General features: G+C 69.4%; 13 protein-coding genes. 7 read left to right on the top strand and 6 right to left on the bottom strand.

What is annotated here, in order from left to right:
* Positions 1–12: 12 nt before the first annotated feature.
* On the bottom strand, positions 13–1467 hold the full coding sequence (locus tag DTA22_RS12400; RefSeq protein ID WP_174233791.1) for an NAD-dependent succinate-semialdehyde dehydrogenase: 1455 nt from the start codon (positions 1465–1467) through the stop codon (positions 13–15).
* A 69-nt stretch (positions 1468–1536) separates the two neighbouring features.
* Between DTA22_RS12400 and pgi the strand changes: the two genes are divergently transcribed.
* Positions 1537–3189, top strand: a complete 1653-nt coding sequence (pgi, locus tag DTA22_RS12395; protein ID WP_112299595.1) for a glucose-6-phosphate isomerase — start codon at positions 1537–1539, stop codon at positions 3187–3189.
* Position 3190: 1 nt separating this feature from the next.
* Here pgi and DTA22_RS12390 read toward each other — a convergent pair whose 3' ends face one another.
* A complete protein-coding gene (locus tag DTA22_RS12390; protein ID WP_037243665.1) occupies positions 3191–3970 on the bottom strand; it encodes an FAD:protein FMN transferase in 780 nt (259 codons plus the stop codon).
* A 104-nt stretch (positions 3971–4074) separates the two neighbouring features.
* On the opposite strand from DTA22_RS12390, the gene DTA22_RS12385 reads away from it, so the two are divergent.
* Positions 4075–5334: a hypothetical protein gene (locus tag DTA22_RS12385; protein WP_112299594.1), complete on the top strand. Its 1260-nt coding sequence runs from the start codon at positions 4075–4077 to the stop codon at positions 5332–5334.
* Between the two features lie 2 nt (positions 5335–5336).
* Here the strand turns inward: DTA22_RS12385 and DTA22_RS12380 are convergent, their stop codons facing one another.
* Together DTA22_RS12380 and DTA22_RS12375 are read right to left on the bottom strand one after the other, a co-directional pair.
* Positions 5337–6701: an NAD(P)/FAD-dependent oxidoreductase gene (locus DTA22_RS12380; RefSeq protein WP_037243663.1), complete on the bottom strand. Its 1365-nt coding sequence runs from the start codon at positions 6699–6701 to the stop codon at positions 5337–5339.
* 9 nt (positions 6702–6710) lie between these two features.
* Entirely contained in the window at positions 6711–7463 is a 753-nt protein-coding gene (locus tag DTA22_RS12375) for an SDR family oxidoreductase (protein WP_112299593.1), read from the bottom strand.
* 88 nt (positions 7464–7551) lie between these two features.
* On the opposite strand from DTA22_RS12375, the gene DTA22_RS12370 reads away from it, so the two are divergent.
* The 4 genes from DTA22_RS12370 (at position 7552) to DTA22_RS12355 (ending at position 13048) form a co-directional block, all read left to right on the top strand.
* Positions 7552–8985, top strand: a complete 1434-nt coding sequence (locus DTA22_RS12370) for a dihydrolipoyl dehydrogenase family protein (protein ID WP_112299592.1) — start codon at positions 7552–7554, stop codon at positions 8983–8985.
* A gap of 63 nt (positions 8986–9048) precedes the next feature.
* Positions 9049–10578, top strand: a complete 1530-nt coding sequence (locus tag DTA22_RS12365) for a carboxylesterase/lipase family protein (RefSeq protein WP_112299591.1) — start codon at positions 9049–9051, stop codon at positions 10576–10578.
* Positions 10575–12044, top strand: a complete 1470-nt coding sequence (locus tag DTA22_RS12360) for a carboxylesterase/lipase family protein (protein WP_112299590.1) — start codon at positions 10575–10577, stop codon at positions 12042–12044. Before DTA22_RS12365 ends, DTA22_RS12360 begins: the two co-directional genes overlap by 4 nt.
* Before the next feature lie 98 nt (positions 12045–12142).
* Positions 12143–13048, top strand: coding sequence for an SDR family NAD(P)-dependent oxidoreductase (locus tag DTA22_RS12355; RefSeq protein WP_112299589.1), 906 nt, complete (start codon positions 12143–12145; stop codon positions 13046–13048).
* A 6-nt stretch (positions 13049–13054) separates the two neighbouring features.
* On the opposite strand, the gene DTA22_RS12350 is transcribed toward DTA22_RS12355, so the two are convergent.
* A complete protein-coding gene (locus tag DTA22_RS12350) occupies positions 13055–13432 on the bottom strand; it encodes a VOC family protein (RefSeq protein WP_112299588.1) in 378 nt (125 codons plus the stop codon).
* A gap of 145 nt (positions 13433–13577) precedes the next feature.
* Between DTA22_RS12350 and DTA22_RS12345 the strand changes: the two genes are divergently transcribed.
* The gene (locus tag DTA22_RS12345; RefSeq protein ID WP_112299587.1) at positions 13578–14675 is read left to right on the top strand and encodes a CaiB/BaiF CoA transferase family protein; all 1098 of its coding nucleotides are present in this window, start codon (positions 13578–13580) and stop codon (positions 14673–14675) included.
* Positions 14676–14726: 51 nt separating this feature from the next.
* Here DTA22_RS12345 and yczR read toward each other — a convergent pair whose 3' ends face one another.
* Positions 14727–16211 (bottom strand): MocR-like transcription factor YczR, encoded by a 1485-nt coding sequence (gene yczR / locus DTA22_RS12340; RefSeq protein WP_112299586.1) that lies wholly within the window; start codon positions 16209–16211, stop codon positions 14727–14729.
* Positions 16212–16266 lie beyond the last annotated feature (55 nt).

Raw genomic sequence — 16266 nt, 5'->3', positions numbered from 1 at the left:
CGACGGCGGTCGTTACGGTTCGAGTGCCACGTACTTGGTCTCCAGGTACTCCTCGATGCCTTCACTGCCCCCTTCGCGCCCGAAGCCTGACGCTTTGACGCCGCCGAAGGGGGCAGCGGTGTCCGAGATGACGCCGCGATTGATGCCGACCATGCCCGATTCGAGGGCGTCGGCCACCCGGAGTGCACGGTCCAGATCGCGGGTGAAGATGTACGACGCCAGGCCGAACTCCGTGTCGTTGGCCGCCGCGATCCCCTCCTCCTCGGTGTCGAACCCGGCGATCGCGACCACCGGTCCGAACACCTCCTCCTTCAGGATCCGCGCCTGCGCGGGGATCTCGTCCAGCACCGTCGCCGGGTAGAAGTAGCCGGGACCTTCCGGGGCGACCCCGCCGAGCCGCACCCGGGCACCCGCGCCGACGGCGTCCTGCACCAGTTCCCCGACCTTCTCGAGCTGATCCGCGTTGATCAGCGGGCCGAGCGTCGTGTCGGAATCCGTGCCGGGCCCGAGTGTGTACGAGGACAGCTTGTCGACGAGTTTCGCGGTGAACTCCTCCCGCACACTGTTCGCGACGTGGAAGCGGTTGGCCGCGGTGCAGGCCTCGCCGCCGTTGCGCATCTTGGCGAGGACGGCACCCGCCACCGCCTTGTCCACGTCCGCGTCGTCGAACACCACGAAGGGTGCGTTCCCGCCGAGTTCCATGGACGTGCGCAGCAGCCCCTTCGCCGACTTCTCGACGAGCATCCGTCCCACCCCGGTCGACCCGGTGAACGTCAGCTTCCGCAGTCGGGGGTCGTCGAGCAGCGGTCCGGTCACCTCCCCCGACTTCGACGTCGGCAGCACGGACAGCACGCCCTTCGGAAGCCCCGCGTCGGCCATCACCTCGGCCAAGAGCAGCATCGTCAACGGAGTCTCGGACGCGGGTTTGACGATCATCGTGCAGCCGGCGGCCAGGGCGGGTCCGATCTTGCGGGTGCCCATCGCGAGCGGGAAGTTCCACGGTGTGATCGCCAGACACGGCCCGACGGGCTGCTTGGTCACCAGGATGCGCCCGTTCCCCGCGGGTGCCGGTGTGTAGCGGCCGCCGATACGCACGGCTTCCTCGCTGAACCACCGGAAGAACTCGGCGCCGTACTTGACCTCCGCCGCGCTCTCCGGCAGCGCCTTGCCCATCTCCAGCGTCATCAGCAGTGCGAAGTCGTCGGCCCTGGCCGTGATCTTCTCGAATACCGCGCGGAGCAGTTCCCCACGCTCGCGTGCCGGGGTCGCCGCCCACTCCCGCTGCACCGCGACCGCGGCGTCGAGCGCTTTCATCGCGTCGGCGGGGCTGGCGTCCGCCACCTCAGTGAGGGCGTCACCGGTGGCGGGGTCGAAAACGGTGAACGTGGCGCCGTTCTCGGCGTCGCGCTTCTCGCCGCCGAGGAAGAGGGTTGTGGGAACGGTTCGCATGAGTTCGACAGCATCCATGACGTCCATCATGCGCCGCACCGAAGTTCGCACGGAAGTTTCGACGCGCGGGCATTAAGCTCAAATCTCGTGAGCTCAGACATCACCGGAACCGCTGCCTGGCAGAAATTGCGTGATCATCACGCTCAAATTCAGTCCGTCCATCTTCGAGAGCTCTTCGAGAAGGACCCGGCGCGCGGGCAGGAACTCACCGTCTCGGCCGGCGACCTGTACATCGACTACAGCAAGCACCGCATCGACCGCGACACGATCGGGTTGCTCCTCGAGCTGGCGCGCAGCGCCGACCTGGAGGCCCGCCGGGACGCGATGTTCGCGGGCGAGCACATCAACACGTCCGAGGACCGCGCCGTCCTCCACACCGCGCTGAGGCTGCCCGCCGACGCGTCTCTCGTCGTCGACGGGCAGGACGTCGTGGCCGACGTCCACGAAGTCCTCGATCGCATGGGCGACTTCACGGACCGGGTGCGCTCCGGTGAATGGCGCGGCGCGACGGGCGAGCGAATCAAGACCGTCGTCAACATCGGTATCGGCGGATCGGATCTGGGTCCGGTGATGGTGTACCGCGCGCTGCGGCACTACGCCGACGCCGGCATCAGTGTCCGGTTCATCTCCAACGTCGATCCCGCCGACCTGGTGCGCAGCCTGCACGGCCTCGACCCGGCCACCACCCTGTTCATCGTGGCGTCCAAGACGTTCTCGACGCTCGAGACGCTCACCAACGCGACCGCGGCGCGGCGCTGGCTTCTCGGCGGCCTCGGCCTCGGAAACGAAGCGGTCGCAAAGCATTTCGTGGCAGTCTCGACGCACGCGGATCGGGTGGCGGAGTTCGGGATCGACACGGCGAACATGTTCGGATTCTGGGATTGGGTGGGTGGCCGGTACTCGGTCGATTCCGCCATCGGGCTGTCGGTGATGGCGGCGATCGGCAAGGAACGTTTCGCGGAGTTCCTCGCCGGCTTCCACGCCGTGGACGAACACTTCCGGACGGCGCCGCTCGAGGAGAACGCGCCGGTCCTGCTCGGCCTGATCGGACTCTGGTACTCGAACTTCTTCGGCGCCGAATCCCGTGCCGTGTTGCCGTATTCCAACGACCTCGTGCGGTTCCCGGCCTACCTGCAGCAGTTGACGATGGAATCGAACGGCAAATCGGTGCGCGCCGACGGCTCCCCCGTCCCCACGTCCACCGGTGAGATCTTCTGGGGCGAACCCGGCACCAATGGGCAGCACGCCTTCTACCAGCTCCTGCACCAGGGCACGCGGCTCGTCCCGTCCGATTTCATCGGTTTCGGCGAACCCACGGACGACCTGCCCACGGCGGACGGCACCGGCAGCATGCACGACCTGCTGATGAGCAACTTCTTCGCCCAGACGAAGGTCCTGGCGTTCGGCAAGACGGCCGAGGAGATCGCGGCCGAGGGAACGCCCGAACATCTGGTGCCGCACAAGGTCATGCCCGGCAACCGGCCGTCCACCACGATCCTCGCGCCGAAGCTCACGCCGTCGGTGATCGGGCAGCTGATCGCCCTGTACGAGCACCAGGTGTTCGTCGAGGGCGTCGTGTGGGGCATCGACTCGTTCGACCAGTGGGGTGTCGAGCTCGGCAAGACGCAGGCCGTGGAGCTGCAGCCGGTGCTCACCGCCGCGGATGAACCGGCCGCGCAGAGTGATTCGTCGACGGACAGCCTGGTGCGCTGGTACCGACGTCAGCGCGGACGGGCCTGATTCACCAGCTCTCGGTGGTGTAGACCCGGCCCGAGCGGTCCACCAGCCGGGCACGCAACTCGTGCTGTTCGATCCAGCGGATCGCACCGATGCCGCGGGCGAGGGCGGCGACGCTGGCCGCGTATGCCCAGAGTGCGTCGTCGGCGATCACCGTCACGGTCTCCCATTCGGTGGCGGTGGGTGGTTCGGCAGCCGGGGGCGCGAAAGCCGTCGCCATCGCCGTCCCGTTCACCAGTTCGACCTCGCCGTCGCCGGGCACCGGGATCTGCCAGCCGCCGGCGGGACAGTGCCCGGCCGTCGCGAGGACGTCGCCGATGCGCACGGCGGCCCCGCACTCGAGTTGGCGGGCGACCAGTTCCGCCGCCCGATCCACCGTGTCGGCCTTGGCGGTGTCGGTGATGTCGAACGAGGCGCCCCACGGCGCGAACACGACGTCGTCGTCGATCTGGACGTCGAGGAAGCTCGGTTCCGGATGCACGGTGGGGATCAGGTCCTCGTCGGGCGATTCGGAGGCGAGCGGATTCACGACCCCGTCCGTCATCCGGGCGGCCCAGAGCGCCGAACGCAGCAGTGCCGACATCCGCCTGCTCACCTTCACCGGCGCGCCCTGCGAGAGGTTGACGGCGTGGATCTCGGCGTCGCCGCGGTGGATGTCGCAGACCGATTCGGTCTCGTCGATGACGGCCGCGATCAGCGCTGCAGCCTCGGGAAGGGCGGCACCTTCGGTGACGTCGACCTCCACGACGGAACCCCACACCTTCCATTTCTCGACGCTAACCATGGTGTTCTCCGTGTGCGGTCTGTACAGCGCTGCACTTCCAGTATGCGCCGGCTGTCCAGAGGTCGACGTGCGGCGACCACCTCGACCGGTCGTACACTTCGCTGGTGAGCGCCCGATTGAGCGTCGTCGACGAGATGTTCCTGCGCACCCATCGGGGGTGGGGAACGCCGATCGTGATGCAGGGACTGTGGCGTACCGACGGGCGGGTGGATGCCTCGACCCTCGATTCCCTGAGCGCCGACCTCGCCCGGGGCCCGCTGGGCAGGCGCGTGGTGCGTTCGCGGATTCCCGGCGCGCGGCCCAGGTTCGAGCCGAGTAGCGACGCCTTTCCCGTCGAGTACGCGGAGATCGAGGCCGGGGCGGTCCTCGCGTGGGCGGACGAGCAGGGCTCGCTGTCGGTGGACCCCGAGCACGGTCCCGCCTGGCGTCTGGCCTGCGCGCGACCGGCCGACGGGGGCACGGTGCTGTCGCTGGTGTGTTCCCACGTGATCGCGGACGCGCGCGGGCTGGCGGCCGCCATTGCGGCGGCACTACAGGGCCTGCCGCCGTCGGACACGGCCGGTTCGGAAGGCGCTGTCGCGGACATGTGGGACGCCACCCGGCTCGCCCACCGCGTGACGACGGGAACCGCGCGTGCGGTCGCCGGTCTCGTGGTGAGCGGGACCCGTCGCGCGGAACTCCGGCGCTTCCTGCACGTGAGTGGCAAAGAGTCCCCCGACACACTGCGCCACTCACCTGCGGCGGCGGTGCTGGACGTGGACGCCGGGCGGTGGGACGCCGCCGCGGAGCAGGCAGGCGGAACCCCGAACAGCCTGTTCCTGAGTGTGGTGGCCGAGTTGGCGCGACGCGACGGTGAATCCCGGCCGCTCACGATCAGTGTGCCGATGGACCTGCGAGGGGCGTCCACCTCGTCGGGCACCGCGAACTCCGTCGCCGTGGTGGAGGTGGACGTCCACCCGCAGGACACCGTCGCGGATGTGCGGGCGGCGAGCCGAGCGGCGTTCTCCGCGCCCGCGATGACGAGTCCGGCCGGGTTCCCGGAGGAGATGCTGCAATTGGTCCCCGACCGGGTGGCACACGCCCTCACGGGTAACCCCGGCGAGCGGGACGTGCTGTGTTCCAACATCGGGCCGCTACCCGACGCCCTCGTCTCGATCGGCGGTCACCGCGCCACCGGCATCGCCACCCGGGCCGTCCATCCGGGTGTCGTGACCAGCCGCACCCGGCTGTCCGCGTATCTCAGCCGGTTCGGCGGACGCTACACCCTCGCACTCGAGTCGCTGGACAGTCCGGGCCACGCCGAACTCCGGGAGCGGGCGACGACGGTCCTCGCCCGGCACGGTCTCGCCGCCCGCGGCTGGTGATGTCAGGACTCGGACGCGGGTTCGGCGTAGGGTTGACGCGCCGACTGCGGATCGCCGTAGGTGATCGCCCGCTCCCGGCGCGTCCGCGATGCCAGCGTGACGGCCCAGTTGAGCAGGGTGCCGAACCGGTTGCGGTATCCGGCGAGAAACGCGATGTGGATGGCACCCCACGAGACCCAGCCCATGAACCCGGACATCCGGATCGGGCCGGCCTGGAGCAGCGCGTGCCTGCGCGCGATGTACGCCGCGCTCCCGAGGTCGCGGTACTTGAAGGGCTTGCGGTCGGGCGTTCCCCCTGCGACCGTGCGGGCGATGCACCCACCGACATGCCTGCCGCCCTGCATCGCGACCTCGGCCACACCGGGGAGGTCATTCAGCGACATCAGGTCGCCGATCACCCAGACGTTCGGGTGTCCGGGCACGGTGAGATCGGGTTCGACGGCGATGCGCCCACCCTGAATCTGCTTCACGCCCAGCGCATTCGCGAGAGCTGCAGCGAACGGCACGGCCTCGACGCCCGCGGTCCAGAGGATCGTGCGAGCCCCGTAGCGCTTCTTGGTGCGGGCCGCGTTCTTGGCCGTCGTCTCGATGCTGGTCTCGCAGACGTCGGTGACGTGCACACCGAGGTGCGTTTCGACGCCGACCTTGTCGAGGGTCCGCTGCGCCGCCGCGGACAGTTTCCGGTTGAACGACGGGAGAACGCGGTCGCCGCCGTGGAACAGCAGCACCCGGGCCTCGCAGGGGTCGATGGACTGGAACTCGTTGGCGAGGGCGTGCACGGCGAGTTCCCGGATCTGGCCCGCCAGCTCGACTCCGGTGGGGCCGCCGCCCGCGACGGCGAAGGTCAGCCACGGCCTGCGCTCCTCCGCGGTGGGTAGCGATTCGGCCATCTCGAAGGCGCAGATCAGCTTCCGGCGAATGGCGAGCGCGTCGTCGAGGGTCTTCATCCCCGGCGCCCATTGGATGTACTCGTCGTGCCCGTGGTACGTCTGTCGCATGCCCGCGGCGACGATCAGGTAGTCGTAGGGCAGGTCGAACGTGGATCCGTCGAAGCGACTGGCGGTCAGGACCTTGCTGACGGCGTCGATCGCGTGTGCCTCCCCGAGGGCGACGTGCACGTTGCGGTTGCCGCGCAGCAGGTGCCGCAGCGGGCTGCTGATCTCGCCCTCGGAGAGCAACCCCGTCGCGCATTGGTAGAGCAGCGGCTGGAAGAGGTGGCTGGTTCCCCGGTCCAGCAGGGTGACGTCCACGTCGACGTCGCGGAGCCGCCGGGCGGCGTGGATTCCGCCGAACCCTCCCCCGACGATGACGACACGCGGCCTCGAACGCTGCAGGCCGAGGGACGAGGATTCCTGGGCGGTCGTCATAGGTCAGTCCTACACGAACCGGGATGTCCATGCATGAGGAAGGAATCTCAATGCGAGGTCGATTCCTCGCCATGTGATTCCGGGTAGCGCAGCGCGGTTCGTCTCCTTCTCGATGGCCGCGACCATTGCATCGACGCCCTCGTCGAGGGTGGCCGTCATCTTGGCACTGTCGCCGGCCTTGCCCGACATGTCGGTGGCGATGTACCCGGGCAGCAGCGTGGTCACCACGATCGGACTCTTCGCCAGCTCCGCGGTCAGCGCCTCGCCGAGGGCCGACACTCCCGCCTTGCTCGCCGAGTACGCCGCCTTCGGGCCGGGCAGACCCCGATCGGCACTGATCGAGGACACGAGCACCAGGTGCCCGGAGTTCTGTTCGCGGAAGATCCCGAGCGCCGCCTCGCACTGCGACAGGGCGCCGACGAAGTTGGTGCGGGCGGTGGCGAGATTGGCGTCGGCGCGGCCGGTTCCGATCCGGGCTCCCTTCCCGAGTCCGGCGTTGACTACGACGCGGTCGAGTCCGCCCAGCTCGTCACGCAGTTCGCCGAAGACCCGGACCACCGCGTCGTGGTCGGTGACGTCGAGTTCGCGGACGGCAACGGTGATCCCGGGATGCGCCGCCTGCAATTCGTCCCGCACGGATTCGAGCCGTTCGACGCGGCGCGCGCACAGCGCGAGGTCTCGTCCCTGTGCCGCGAACCGACGAGCCATCTCTTCGCCGAGTCCCGAGCTGGCCCCGGTGATCAGAATCTTCTGCCGTCTCATTCCGCCACAGTATCTACCCGCGAGTAACAACGCGAGAGGCCCGCCGGAACCTCTGACATCGCGCACCGCCCGGCTTACGGTTACAGGTATGACTGACTCTGGGAGCGGCGCGGAAGAGTTCGATGTCATCGTGATCGGAGGCGGCCCCGCGGGTGAGAACGCGGCGAGTTACGCCATCGCGGGCAGCGACCGCACCGCGGCACTGATCGAACACGAACTGGTCGGCGGTGAATGCTCCTACTGGGCCTGCATGCCCAGCAAGGCGCTGCTGCGCCCGGGCGACGTCCTCGGGGCGGCGCGCAACATGCCCGGAGTGTCGGCCGGTCCGCTCGACGTGGACGCCGTGCTGGCGCGACGCGACTCGTTCACCAGCAACCACGACGACTCCTCGCAGGTGATGTGGGCCGACTCGCAGGGGATCGACGTCATTCGCGGATCCGCACGCATCACCGGGGACCGCACGGTGACGGTCGGCGATTCCCGCGAGCTGCGCGCCCGGCACGCCGTCGTGGTCGCCACCGGGACGACCGCCGCGGTCCCCGACACCCCGGGCCTGCGGGCGGCGTTGCCGTGGATCTCGCGGGACGCCACCAACCTGAGGGAGATTCCGCGCCGGGTCGCCGTGATCGGCGGCGGCGTCGTGGCATGCGAGAGCGCGACGTGGCTGCTGGACCTCGGCGTCGAGGAACTGACGATGGTGGTGCGCGGCCGGGCACTGCTCCCGAAGAACGAACCGTTCGCCGGTGAGCGGGTGGCCCGCTCACTGGAGAAGAAGGGTGCCCGGATCCTTTTCGGCGCGGACCTTCGCGGCGTCGAGCGGGCCGACGCCCGGGACACGGGGATCGGCCGCATCCATGGCGGCCCGGTGACCCTGGACGTGGCGGGACAGGATCCGCTCGTCGTCGACGAGATCGTCGTCGCGACCGGGCGCACACCGGCGACGTCGGCGCTCGGCCTGGACGCGCGACTGCTGAACTCCCACGGATACCTCACCACCGACGACCACCTGACGACGGCGGACGAGTGGTTGTACGCCGTGGGCGACGCCAACGGCCGCGCATTGCTCACCCACATGGGCAAGTACCAGGGCCGCGTCTGCGGCGACGTGATCGCCGCCCGCGCCGAGGGCAGGCCGCTGGAGGGGTCCCGATTCCGGGCGACCGCCGACCACGGCCAGGTTCCTCAGGTGGTGTTCGCCGATCCGGAGGTCTCGGCCGTCGGGATCACCGAGAAGGAGGCGCGGGACGCCGGCGTCGACGTCGAGACCGTGGAGGTCGACATCGCCGTCGCCGGCTCGTCACTGGCCCGCGACGATTTCAGCGGTCACGCCAAGCTCGTGGTCGACCGGGCCACCGACACCCTGGTCGGGGCGACGTTCGCGGGCACGGATGTCGGTGAGCTCATCCATGCCGCCACCATCGCGGTGGTCGGGAAGGTGCCACTCGACGCGCTGTGGCACGCGGTCCCGTCGTACCCGACCGTGAGCGAGGTATGGCTGCGGCTGCTGGAGGCGCGGCGCTGAGCCGGACGGACCACAGGCGGCGGAGGAGAAGGCCCCTCAGTCGGTCTCCGTATAGTTTCCGACATGGCGTCAGACACTCTCGCAACCGACACGCTGGTGAGGACGACCGCAGGGGTGGTCCGTGGCCGGCGCATCGGCGACCTGGTCGCGTGGCGCGGAATTCCCTACGCGGCTCCCCCGGTCGGGCCGCTGCGGTTGCGCGCGCCCCAGCCGGTCACGCCGTGGTCCGGTGAGTTCGACGCCACCGAATTCGGCGACGCCGCCGTGCAGCACAAGAAGTTCACCGCACTCCGGCCGGGCAAGTATCAGCCGAGCAGCGAGAACTGCCTGACGCTCAACGTGCTCGCCACGCCCGGTACGTCCGGGGCACGCCCGGTGATGGTCTTCATCCACGGCGGCGCATACACGCTGGGCATGTCGGCCACCGCGCTCTACGGCGGCCAGTCGCTGGTCCGCCGCGGCGACATCGTGTACGTGTCCATCAACTACCGCCTCGGATCGCTCGGCTACCTCGACTTCACCCAGTTCTCCACCCCCGAACGACCTTTCGACTCCAACCTCGGACTCCGCGACCAGGTCGCCGCCCTCGAATGGGTGCAACGCAACATCGCCGAATTCGGCGGCGACCCCGACAACGTCACCGTCTTCGGCGAATCCGCCGGCGCCAACGCCGTCACCACACTCATGACCACCCCCGCCGCGAAAGGCCTGTTCGCGCGGGCGATCTCGGAGAGTTCCGCCCCAGGACTCGTCACCACCGCCGACCGCGCGGCCCAGTGGGCGTCCGACTACGTGACGCTGCTCGGGGCCGAACCGGACACTGCCGCAGAGGCGCTCGCCTCGTCACCGGTCGGCGCACTGGGCCGGGCCGGAAATCGTCTCGGCGCGAAGGTGCTGTCGGAGACGCCGGGACTGCACCCGTTCGGACCCGTGATCGACGGCGACTTCCTGCCGAAGCCGCCGCTCGACGCGTTCGCCGACGGCTCGGCGCACCGGGTTCCGCTGATCATCGGCACCAACGCCCGCGAGGGCACCCTGTTCCCGAAACTCCTGGACGGGCTGCCGACCGACCCCGACCGGATCGGGCGGATGTTCGCACTCACCGACCCCGGCGCCGAGGCCCGCGTGACCGCCGCGTATCCCGGCTACCCGGCGCCGGACGCGGCCGTCGACCTGGGCGGCGATCTCACGTTCTGGATGCCGTCGATCGAACTGGCCGAGGCCCACTCCGCGTACGCCCCCACCTTCAGCTATCGTTTCGACTTCGCTCCGCGCGCCATGAAATGGCTCGGACTGGACGCCACACACGGGTTCGAGTTGTTCGCGGTGTTCGACATCGCCGACACCCTGATCGGCCGCGGCCTCACCCTGCCGGGTGGTCGTCGCGGGCTGAAGGACGTGACGGACACCGTGCAGCGGCACTGGCTGCACTTCGCTTCGCAGGGAACACCGTTGGCGTCGTGGCCGAAGTACGACACCGACAGGAGGGCAACACTCGTGTTCGACACCGTCACCACCGTTCAGGACGATCCGCGCCGGGAGCGCAGGCTGGCTTGGGAGGGGTACCAGGGTTATCACGGGCAGGGCCTGTGAGCGTTCTCGAGGTCCACACCGAAGCCGGCGCCGTCGGAGGGCGCCGGATCGACGACGACCTGGCTGCCTGGCGGGGTATCCCCTACGCCGCGCCCCCCGTCGGGCCTCTGCGGTTGCGGGCCCCGCACCCGGTCGAGCCGTGGTCGGGTGTCCGGCGGGCCTTCCACTTCGGGTCCCCCGCCCCGCAGGGTGGTGGGACCGACGAGGACTGTCTCACCCTGAACGTGCTGGCACCCGGGTCCGCCTCCGGAACGCCGCGACCCGTGATGGTGTTCATCCACGGCGGCGCCTACTCGGGCGGGTCCTCGTCCTCGTCGCTCTACGGCGGCGAGTCGCTGGTCCGCCGCGGCGACATCGTGTACGTCTCGATCAACTACCGCCTCGGATCGCTCGGCTACCTCGACTTCACCCAGTTCTCCACCCCCGAACGACCTTTCGACTCCAACCTCGGACTCCGCGACCAAGTCGCCGCACTCGAATGGGTGCAACGCAACATCGCCGAATTCGGCGGCGACCCCGACAACGTCACCATCTTCGGCGAATCCGCCGGCGCCAACGCCGTCACCACACTCATGACCACCCCCGCCGCGAAAGGCCTGTTCGCGCGAGCCATCGCGGAGAGCCCTCCGGTGGCGTCCGCGTACCACCCCGAGCGAGCGGCGCGGTGGTCGCGCGAATTCCTCGAGATCGCAGGGGTCCCGCTCTCCGAGGCCGCGACGTGGCTCGAGACCGCCGACCCGGCCGACTTCGTCGAAGCGGGGACGACACTGGCGCACCGGGGGGCCGACGAGGAACCCGGAACCCGCGCGTTCGCGCCCGTCGTCGACGGATTCTTCCTTCCCACGCACCCGCTCGACTGTTTCGCTTCCGGTTCCGGGCACCCGGTTCCGCTCATCATCGGCACGAACCGCCACGAGGGCAGGGTCTTTCCCCGGTTCCTGAACATCCTGCCCACCGATCCCACCCGGATCGAAAAGATGTTCTCGCACGTGGACGCGTCGGTGAAGGAACGGGCCATCGCCGCCTACCCCGGCTATCCCCGTCGGCGTGCGGCCGCGGACCTCGGCGGCGACGTGACGTTCTGGGAACCGTCCGTCCTGTGCGCGCAGGGCCACACGACCGTCGCACCGACCTACAGCTACCGGTACGACTTCGCACCCCGGTTGCTCCATGTCCTGGGGTTGGGCGCGACCCACGCGACGGAGATGTACGCGGTGTTCGGGTTGACCGGGCCGTGGGCGCGGCTGCTCACCGCACTCGGGGGTCGCCGCGGGTTGCGGGCCGTCACCGACACCGTCCAGTCGCACTGGCTGCATTTCGCCCGGCACGGGACCCCCGCACCCGGCTGGCCCCGGTACTCGCCGGAGCGCCGGGAGACGCTCATCATCGACGACACGAGCCGAGTGGAGAACGATCCGCTCGGTGAACGTCGACGCGCCTGGCTGGGGTACGAGCACCGGCGCTAGTCGGCGGCCGTCGCGGGCGGATTCGCGGTGTTTTCGTTCCACGGTGCGACCCACCCGGTTGCCCTACTCTCGTAGGGACCTGCATTCGGGAGGCGAGGATGACCGAGTCGAACGATCTCGCAGGCCGCACCATGGTGGTCACCGGTGCCACCTCGGGGCTCGGCCTGGAGACCTGCCGCCAACTCGCACGCCGCGGCGCCACCGTCGTTCTGGTCGGCCGGGACCAGGACAAGATCGACGCGGCGATCGCCGAACTGTCCGAGAGCACCGACCGCGACCGGTTGAACTCGGCGCTCGCCGACCTGTCCTCGCTCGACCGGGTACGCAAGCTGTCCGAGGAACTGCTGCACCGGTTCCCGCGGATCGATGTGCTGGTGAACGACGCAGGCATCGACGTGGGCCATCGGCAGCTGACGGTCGACGGCATCGAAGAGACGTTCGCCGTGAACTACCTCGCGCCGTTCGTGCTGGCGACGACGCTGGCTGCGGCGATGGCGCGGGCGTCGACCGCCGACGCCGCCGGGTACCGGCATCCGGCACGCATCGTGAACATCAGTTCGTCCGGTCATCGCGGCGGGCACCTCGACTTCGACGACCTCGACGGCACGAAGGACACGTTCCACGGCCAGCGTGCGTACAACAATTCCAAACTCGCCCTGACCCTGTTCACCCGCGAGTTGGCGCGCCGGTCCGATCCGGCGAGGCTGGTCGTCAATTGCGCCGATCCCGGATTCGTCCGCGGCACCACCCTCGGCCGGGGTCTGCCGTTCGGCTACCAGGTGGTGGGGACGCTCCTGACGCCGTTCATGGCCGAGGTGCAGAAGGGGGCGGAAACGGTGGTCTGGACCGCCACCGCGACCGAGACCGGCAAGTTCACCGGCGCATACGTCAAGGGCTGCAAGGTGGTTCACCCGAGCAAGGACGCACGCGACGCCGACCTCGCCGCGCGGTTGTGGGCCGCTACCGAGGCACTGCTCGCCGACCGCGGTGCGGCCCGCCCCTGACGCCGGTCAGTTCGGATCCTCGAAAAGCGACAGCACGTTGCCGTGCGGATCCCGGAACCACGCGACGCGGATGCCGTCCGGGGCGCGCCAGGCCGCGTGCTCGTCCTGATCCATCCCCGGATACTCGGTGAACTCGATGCCCTTGCTGCGCAGCGATTCGACGACCTTGTTCAGATCGGCGACCTTCCACCCCAGCACCGTGTACCCCGTGTCGGCCTTCACCTGCACCAGCGTGACCCGGAGCAGTGACCCGTTGCAATCGAGGGCCAATGCGAACTCGTCCCGTGAGACGAGCGTCAGCCCCAGGGTCTCCACGTAGAACATCTCCGAGACGTCCAGATCGGTGCTGGCCACGAAACTCACGAGCTCACCCTGAAGACTCATGAATCAACTGTGCCCCGCGCACCCGTGGGCAGGCAAGAGCGCGGGGTCACCCACGGCGGTCTCCCGTGACCCGGGGCACACGGACGGAGGGGCGCAAGTTAACGTCGATTCGACAGGTCGTCTCGCACCGGAATGAGGAACTCGCGTGTCTGCTCCAGTTACAGAGAAGAAGGGCCCCCTCGCGGGCATTCGCGTCGTCGAATTCGCAGGCCTCGGACCGGGCCCGCACGCCGCCACACTCCTGGCCGATCTCGGCGCCGACGTGGTGTGCGTCCAGCGTCCCGGAGTAATTCCGCCCGACGGCCCGTACGACCAGATCCAGCGTGGTCGTCGCGTCGTCGAGGCCAATCTGAAGGACCCCGAGCAGGTCGAGAAGGTCCTCGGTCTGATCGAGCGGGCGGACGTCGTGATCGAGGGCTTCCGTCCCGGTGTCACCGAGCGCATGGGCCTGGGCCCCGACGTCTGCCTCGGGCGCAACGAGCGTCTCGTGTACGGACGGATGACGGGCTGGGGCCAGGAGGGTCCGCTGGCCAGCGCCGCCGGACACGACATCAACTACATCTCGCTGACCGGTGTCCTGCACGCCATCGGCCGCAAGGGTGAGCGTCCCGTGCCGCCGCTGAACATGGTCGGCGACTTCGGCGGCGGTTCGATGTTCCTGATCTTCGGGATCCTGTCGGCGCTGGTGGAGCGCCAGTCGTCCGGCAAGGGCCAGGTCGTGGACGCGGCGATGGTCGACGGCGCACTGGCCCTGTCGCACATGATGTGGGCGTTCCGCGGCCGCGGCGTCTGGTCCGACGAGCGGGGCGTCAACCTGCTCGACACCGGCGCGCCGTTCTACGACACCTACGAGACGTCCGACGGCAAGTACATGGCCGTCGGCTCGATCGAGCCGCAGTTCTACGCCCTGCTGTTGCAGGGCCTCGAACTCGACCCCGCCGAACTGCCGCAGCAGATGGACATCTCGGCGTGGCCGCAGATGAAGAAGGTCTTCGCCGAGAAGTTCCTGTCGAAGACCCGCGACGAGTGGGCGGCCATCTTCCTCGGCACCGACGCCTGCGTGTCGCCCGTGCTGACGTTCGCGGAGGCGCCGTCCAACGAGCACATCGCCGCCCGCGGGTCGCTGATCGACCTCGACGGCGTCACCCAGCACGCCCCGGCGCCGCGGTTCTCCCGCACCCCTGCCGGCGCACCCACCCCGCCTGCCCGGGAGGGCGTCGACATCGACACCGTCTGGACCTGACCCCCACGTGAGTGGCGAAGCGTGCTCCGGCACGCTTCGCCACTCACGTGATCAGACGACGAGGGACGGTTCCGCGAGGTCACGGTCGACGGCCAGCGTGTCGTACGCTGCCGCGATGCAGTCGACACCGCGACGCAACTCGTCGGACGTCCGCGCGTACGGGAGCCGGACGAACCGCTCGAATGCGCCCTCCACCCCGAACCGCGGTCCCGCCGCCAGCAGCACCCCGAAATTGGGGGCCGTCGCGGCCAGCGCAGTCGACACCGGCGCGGGCATGCGCAGCCACAGCGACATCCCTCCCGAACCGATGGTCGGGATCCAGTCCGGCAGGCGGTCGGCGAGAGCGTCGAGCATCGCGCCCCGCTGTTCCCGCAGCTCCGCCCGGCGACGCGCGAGGACGAGTTCGTCGTCGGACAGCAGATGCGCCGCCGCGAGCTGGTCCATCACCGGCGTGCCCAGATCGACCGCGGCCCGCGCCCCGGCGAGCCGGGTGATCAGCGCCGGATCGGCACGAATCCAGCCGACGCGGAGCCCGCCCCAGAACGACTTCGCCGCCGATCCGATCGTCACGACCTCCGACTTCGCGGCTCCCCTGCCGTGCGCCGCGACGGGCGCCGGTGACGGCTCGTCCAGCCACAGGTCGACCATCGTCTCGTCCACCACCAGGGTCATGCGGGTATCGCGCGCGATCCGCGCCAGTTCGGCCCGCCCGGACGCGTCGAGGCACAGTCCGGTGGGGTTGTGGAAGTCCGGGATCAGGTACGCCATCCGGGCCGCGGTCTGCCGGGCGGCGCTGCGGATTCCGTCGAGATCCCACGCCCCGGACGCCCCGCCCTCAGGACGGACGGGAACCGGGACCGGACGCGCACCGACCCTGCGGATCGCCTCCAGCGCGTTGGGGTAGGTGGGGTGATCGACCAGCACGCGCTCCCCCGGCGCGGTGAGCACGTTGAGGAGTAGCCGCAACGCGTGCTGAGCACCGGAGGTGACCATGATCTGCTCGGGCGAGGTCTCCAGCCCCCGCGCCCGGTAGCGGGCCGCGATCACGTCCCGCAACGCGCCGATCCCCACCGGCTCCATGCCATGAGTGGGCAGGAACTGCGGAAGCGATTGCAACGCATAGGCGTAGGCCTGCTCGACCGCCTCCGCGGGTGCGGCCATCGCCGCATAGCTGAGGTCGACCACCGAGCTGTCGGAACCGGGCTGGTGCGCCCGGAACATCAGCCCGTTCTGTCGTGCCCCGAGCGGCAGCGCGACAGTGCTGCGCGACCCCTGACGGCTGATGAGATACCCCTCGTCGCGGAGCACCGAATACGATGACGTGATCGTGGTCCGGCTCAACTCCAGCATCGACGCCAGTTCGCGCTCGCTCGGCAACGCGACACCCAGCGGGATGCGGCCGTCGTGCACGAGTAAGCGGATCCCGTCGGCCAGCGCCCGGTAGGCGGGCCGCGCCGCCGACCGGCGGCCGCTGTCATCCTGCCAGTTGCCGAGGTCCCTGGACAGGGAGCGTGCACCGAGTACGCGAGTCATCATGCGGTCCAGTATCGACCTCTTGGCTATTCAACTCAAAGCCAGTTCTGGCGAAGCT

Origin of the sequence: Rhodococcus wratislaviensis, assembly GCF_900455735.1 — a bacterium.
Classification (GTDB): domain Bacteria; phylum Actinomycetota; class Actinomycetes; order Mycobacteriales; family Mycobacteriaceae; genus Rhodococcus_F; species Rhodococcus_F wratislaviensis.
Note: the sequence above shows the minus strand (reverse complement) of the source record. Positions and strands in the feature narration are given on the sequence as shown.

Excerpts from the sequence above, each read along its gene's own strand:
- DTA22_RS12400 (WP_174233791.1), bottom strand. The coding sequence starts at position 1,467 with ATGGATGCTGTCGAACTCATGCGAACCGTTCCCACAACCCTCTTCCTC.
- DTA22_RS12390 (WP_037243665.1), bottom strand. The coding sequence starts at position 3,970 with ATGGTTAGCGTCGAGAAATGGAAGGTGTGGGGTTCCGTCGTGGAGGTC.
- DTA22_RS12380 (WP_037243663.1), bottom strand. The coding sequence starts at position 6,701 with ATGACGACCGCCCAGGAATCCTCGTCCCTCGGCCTGCAGCGTTCGAGG.
- DTA22_RS12375 (WP_112299593.1), bottom strand. The coding sequence starts at position 7,463 with ATGAGACGGCAGAAGATTCTGATCACCGGGGCCAGCTCGGGACTCGGC.
- DTA22_RS12370 (WP_112299592.1), top strand. The coding sequence starts at position 7,552 with ATGACTGACTCTGGGAGCGGCGCGGAAGAGTTCGATGTCATCGTGATC.
- DTA22_RS12365 (WP_112299591.1), top strand. The coding sequence starts at position 9,049 with ATGGCGTCAGACACTCTCGCAACCGACACGCTGGTGAGGACGACCGCA.
- DTA22_RS12355 (WP_112299589.1), top strand. The coding sequence starts at position 12,143 with ATGACCGAGTCGAACGATCTCGCAGGCCGCACCATGGTGGTCACCGGT.
- DTA22_RS12350 (WP_112299588.1), bottom strand. The coding sequence starts at position 13,432 with ATGAGTCTTCAGGGTGAGCTCGTGAGTTTCGTGGCCAGCACCGATCTG.
- yczR (WP_112299586.1), bottom strand. The coding sequence starts at position 16,211 with ATGATGACTCGCGTACTCGGTGCACGCTCCCTGTCCAGGGACCTCGGC.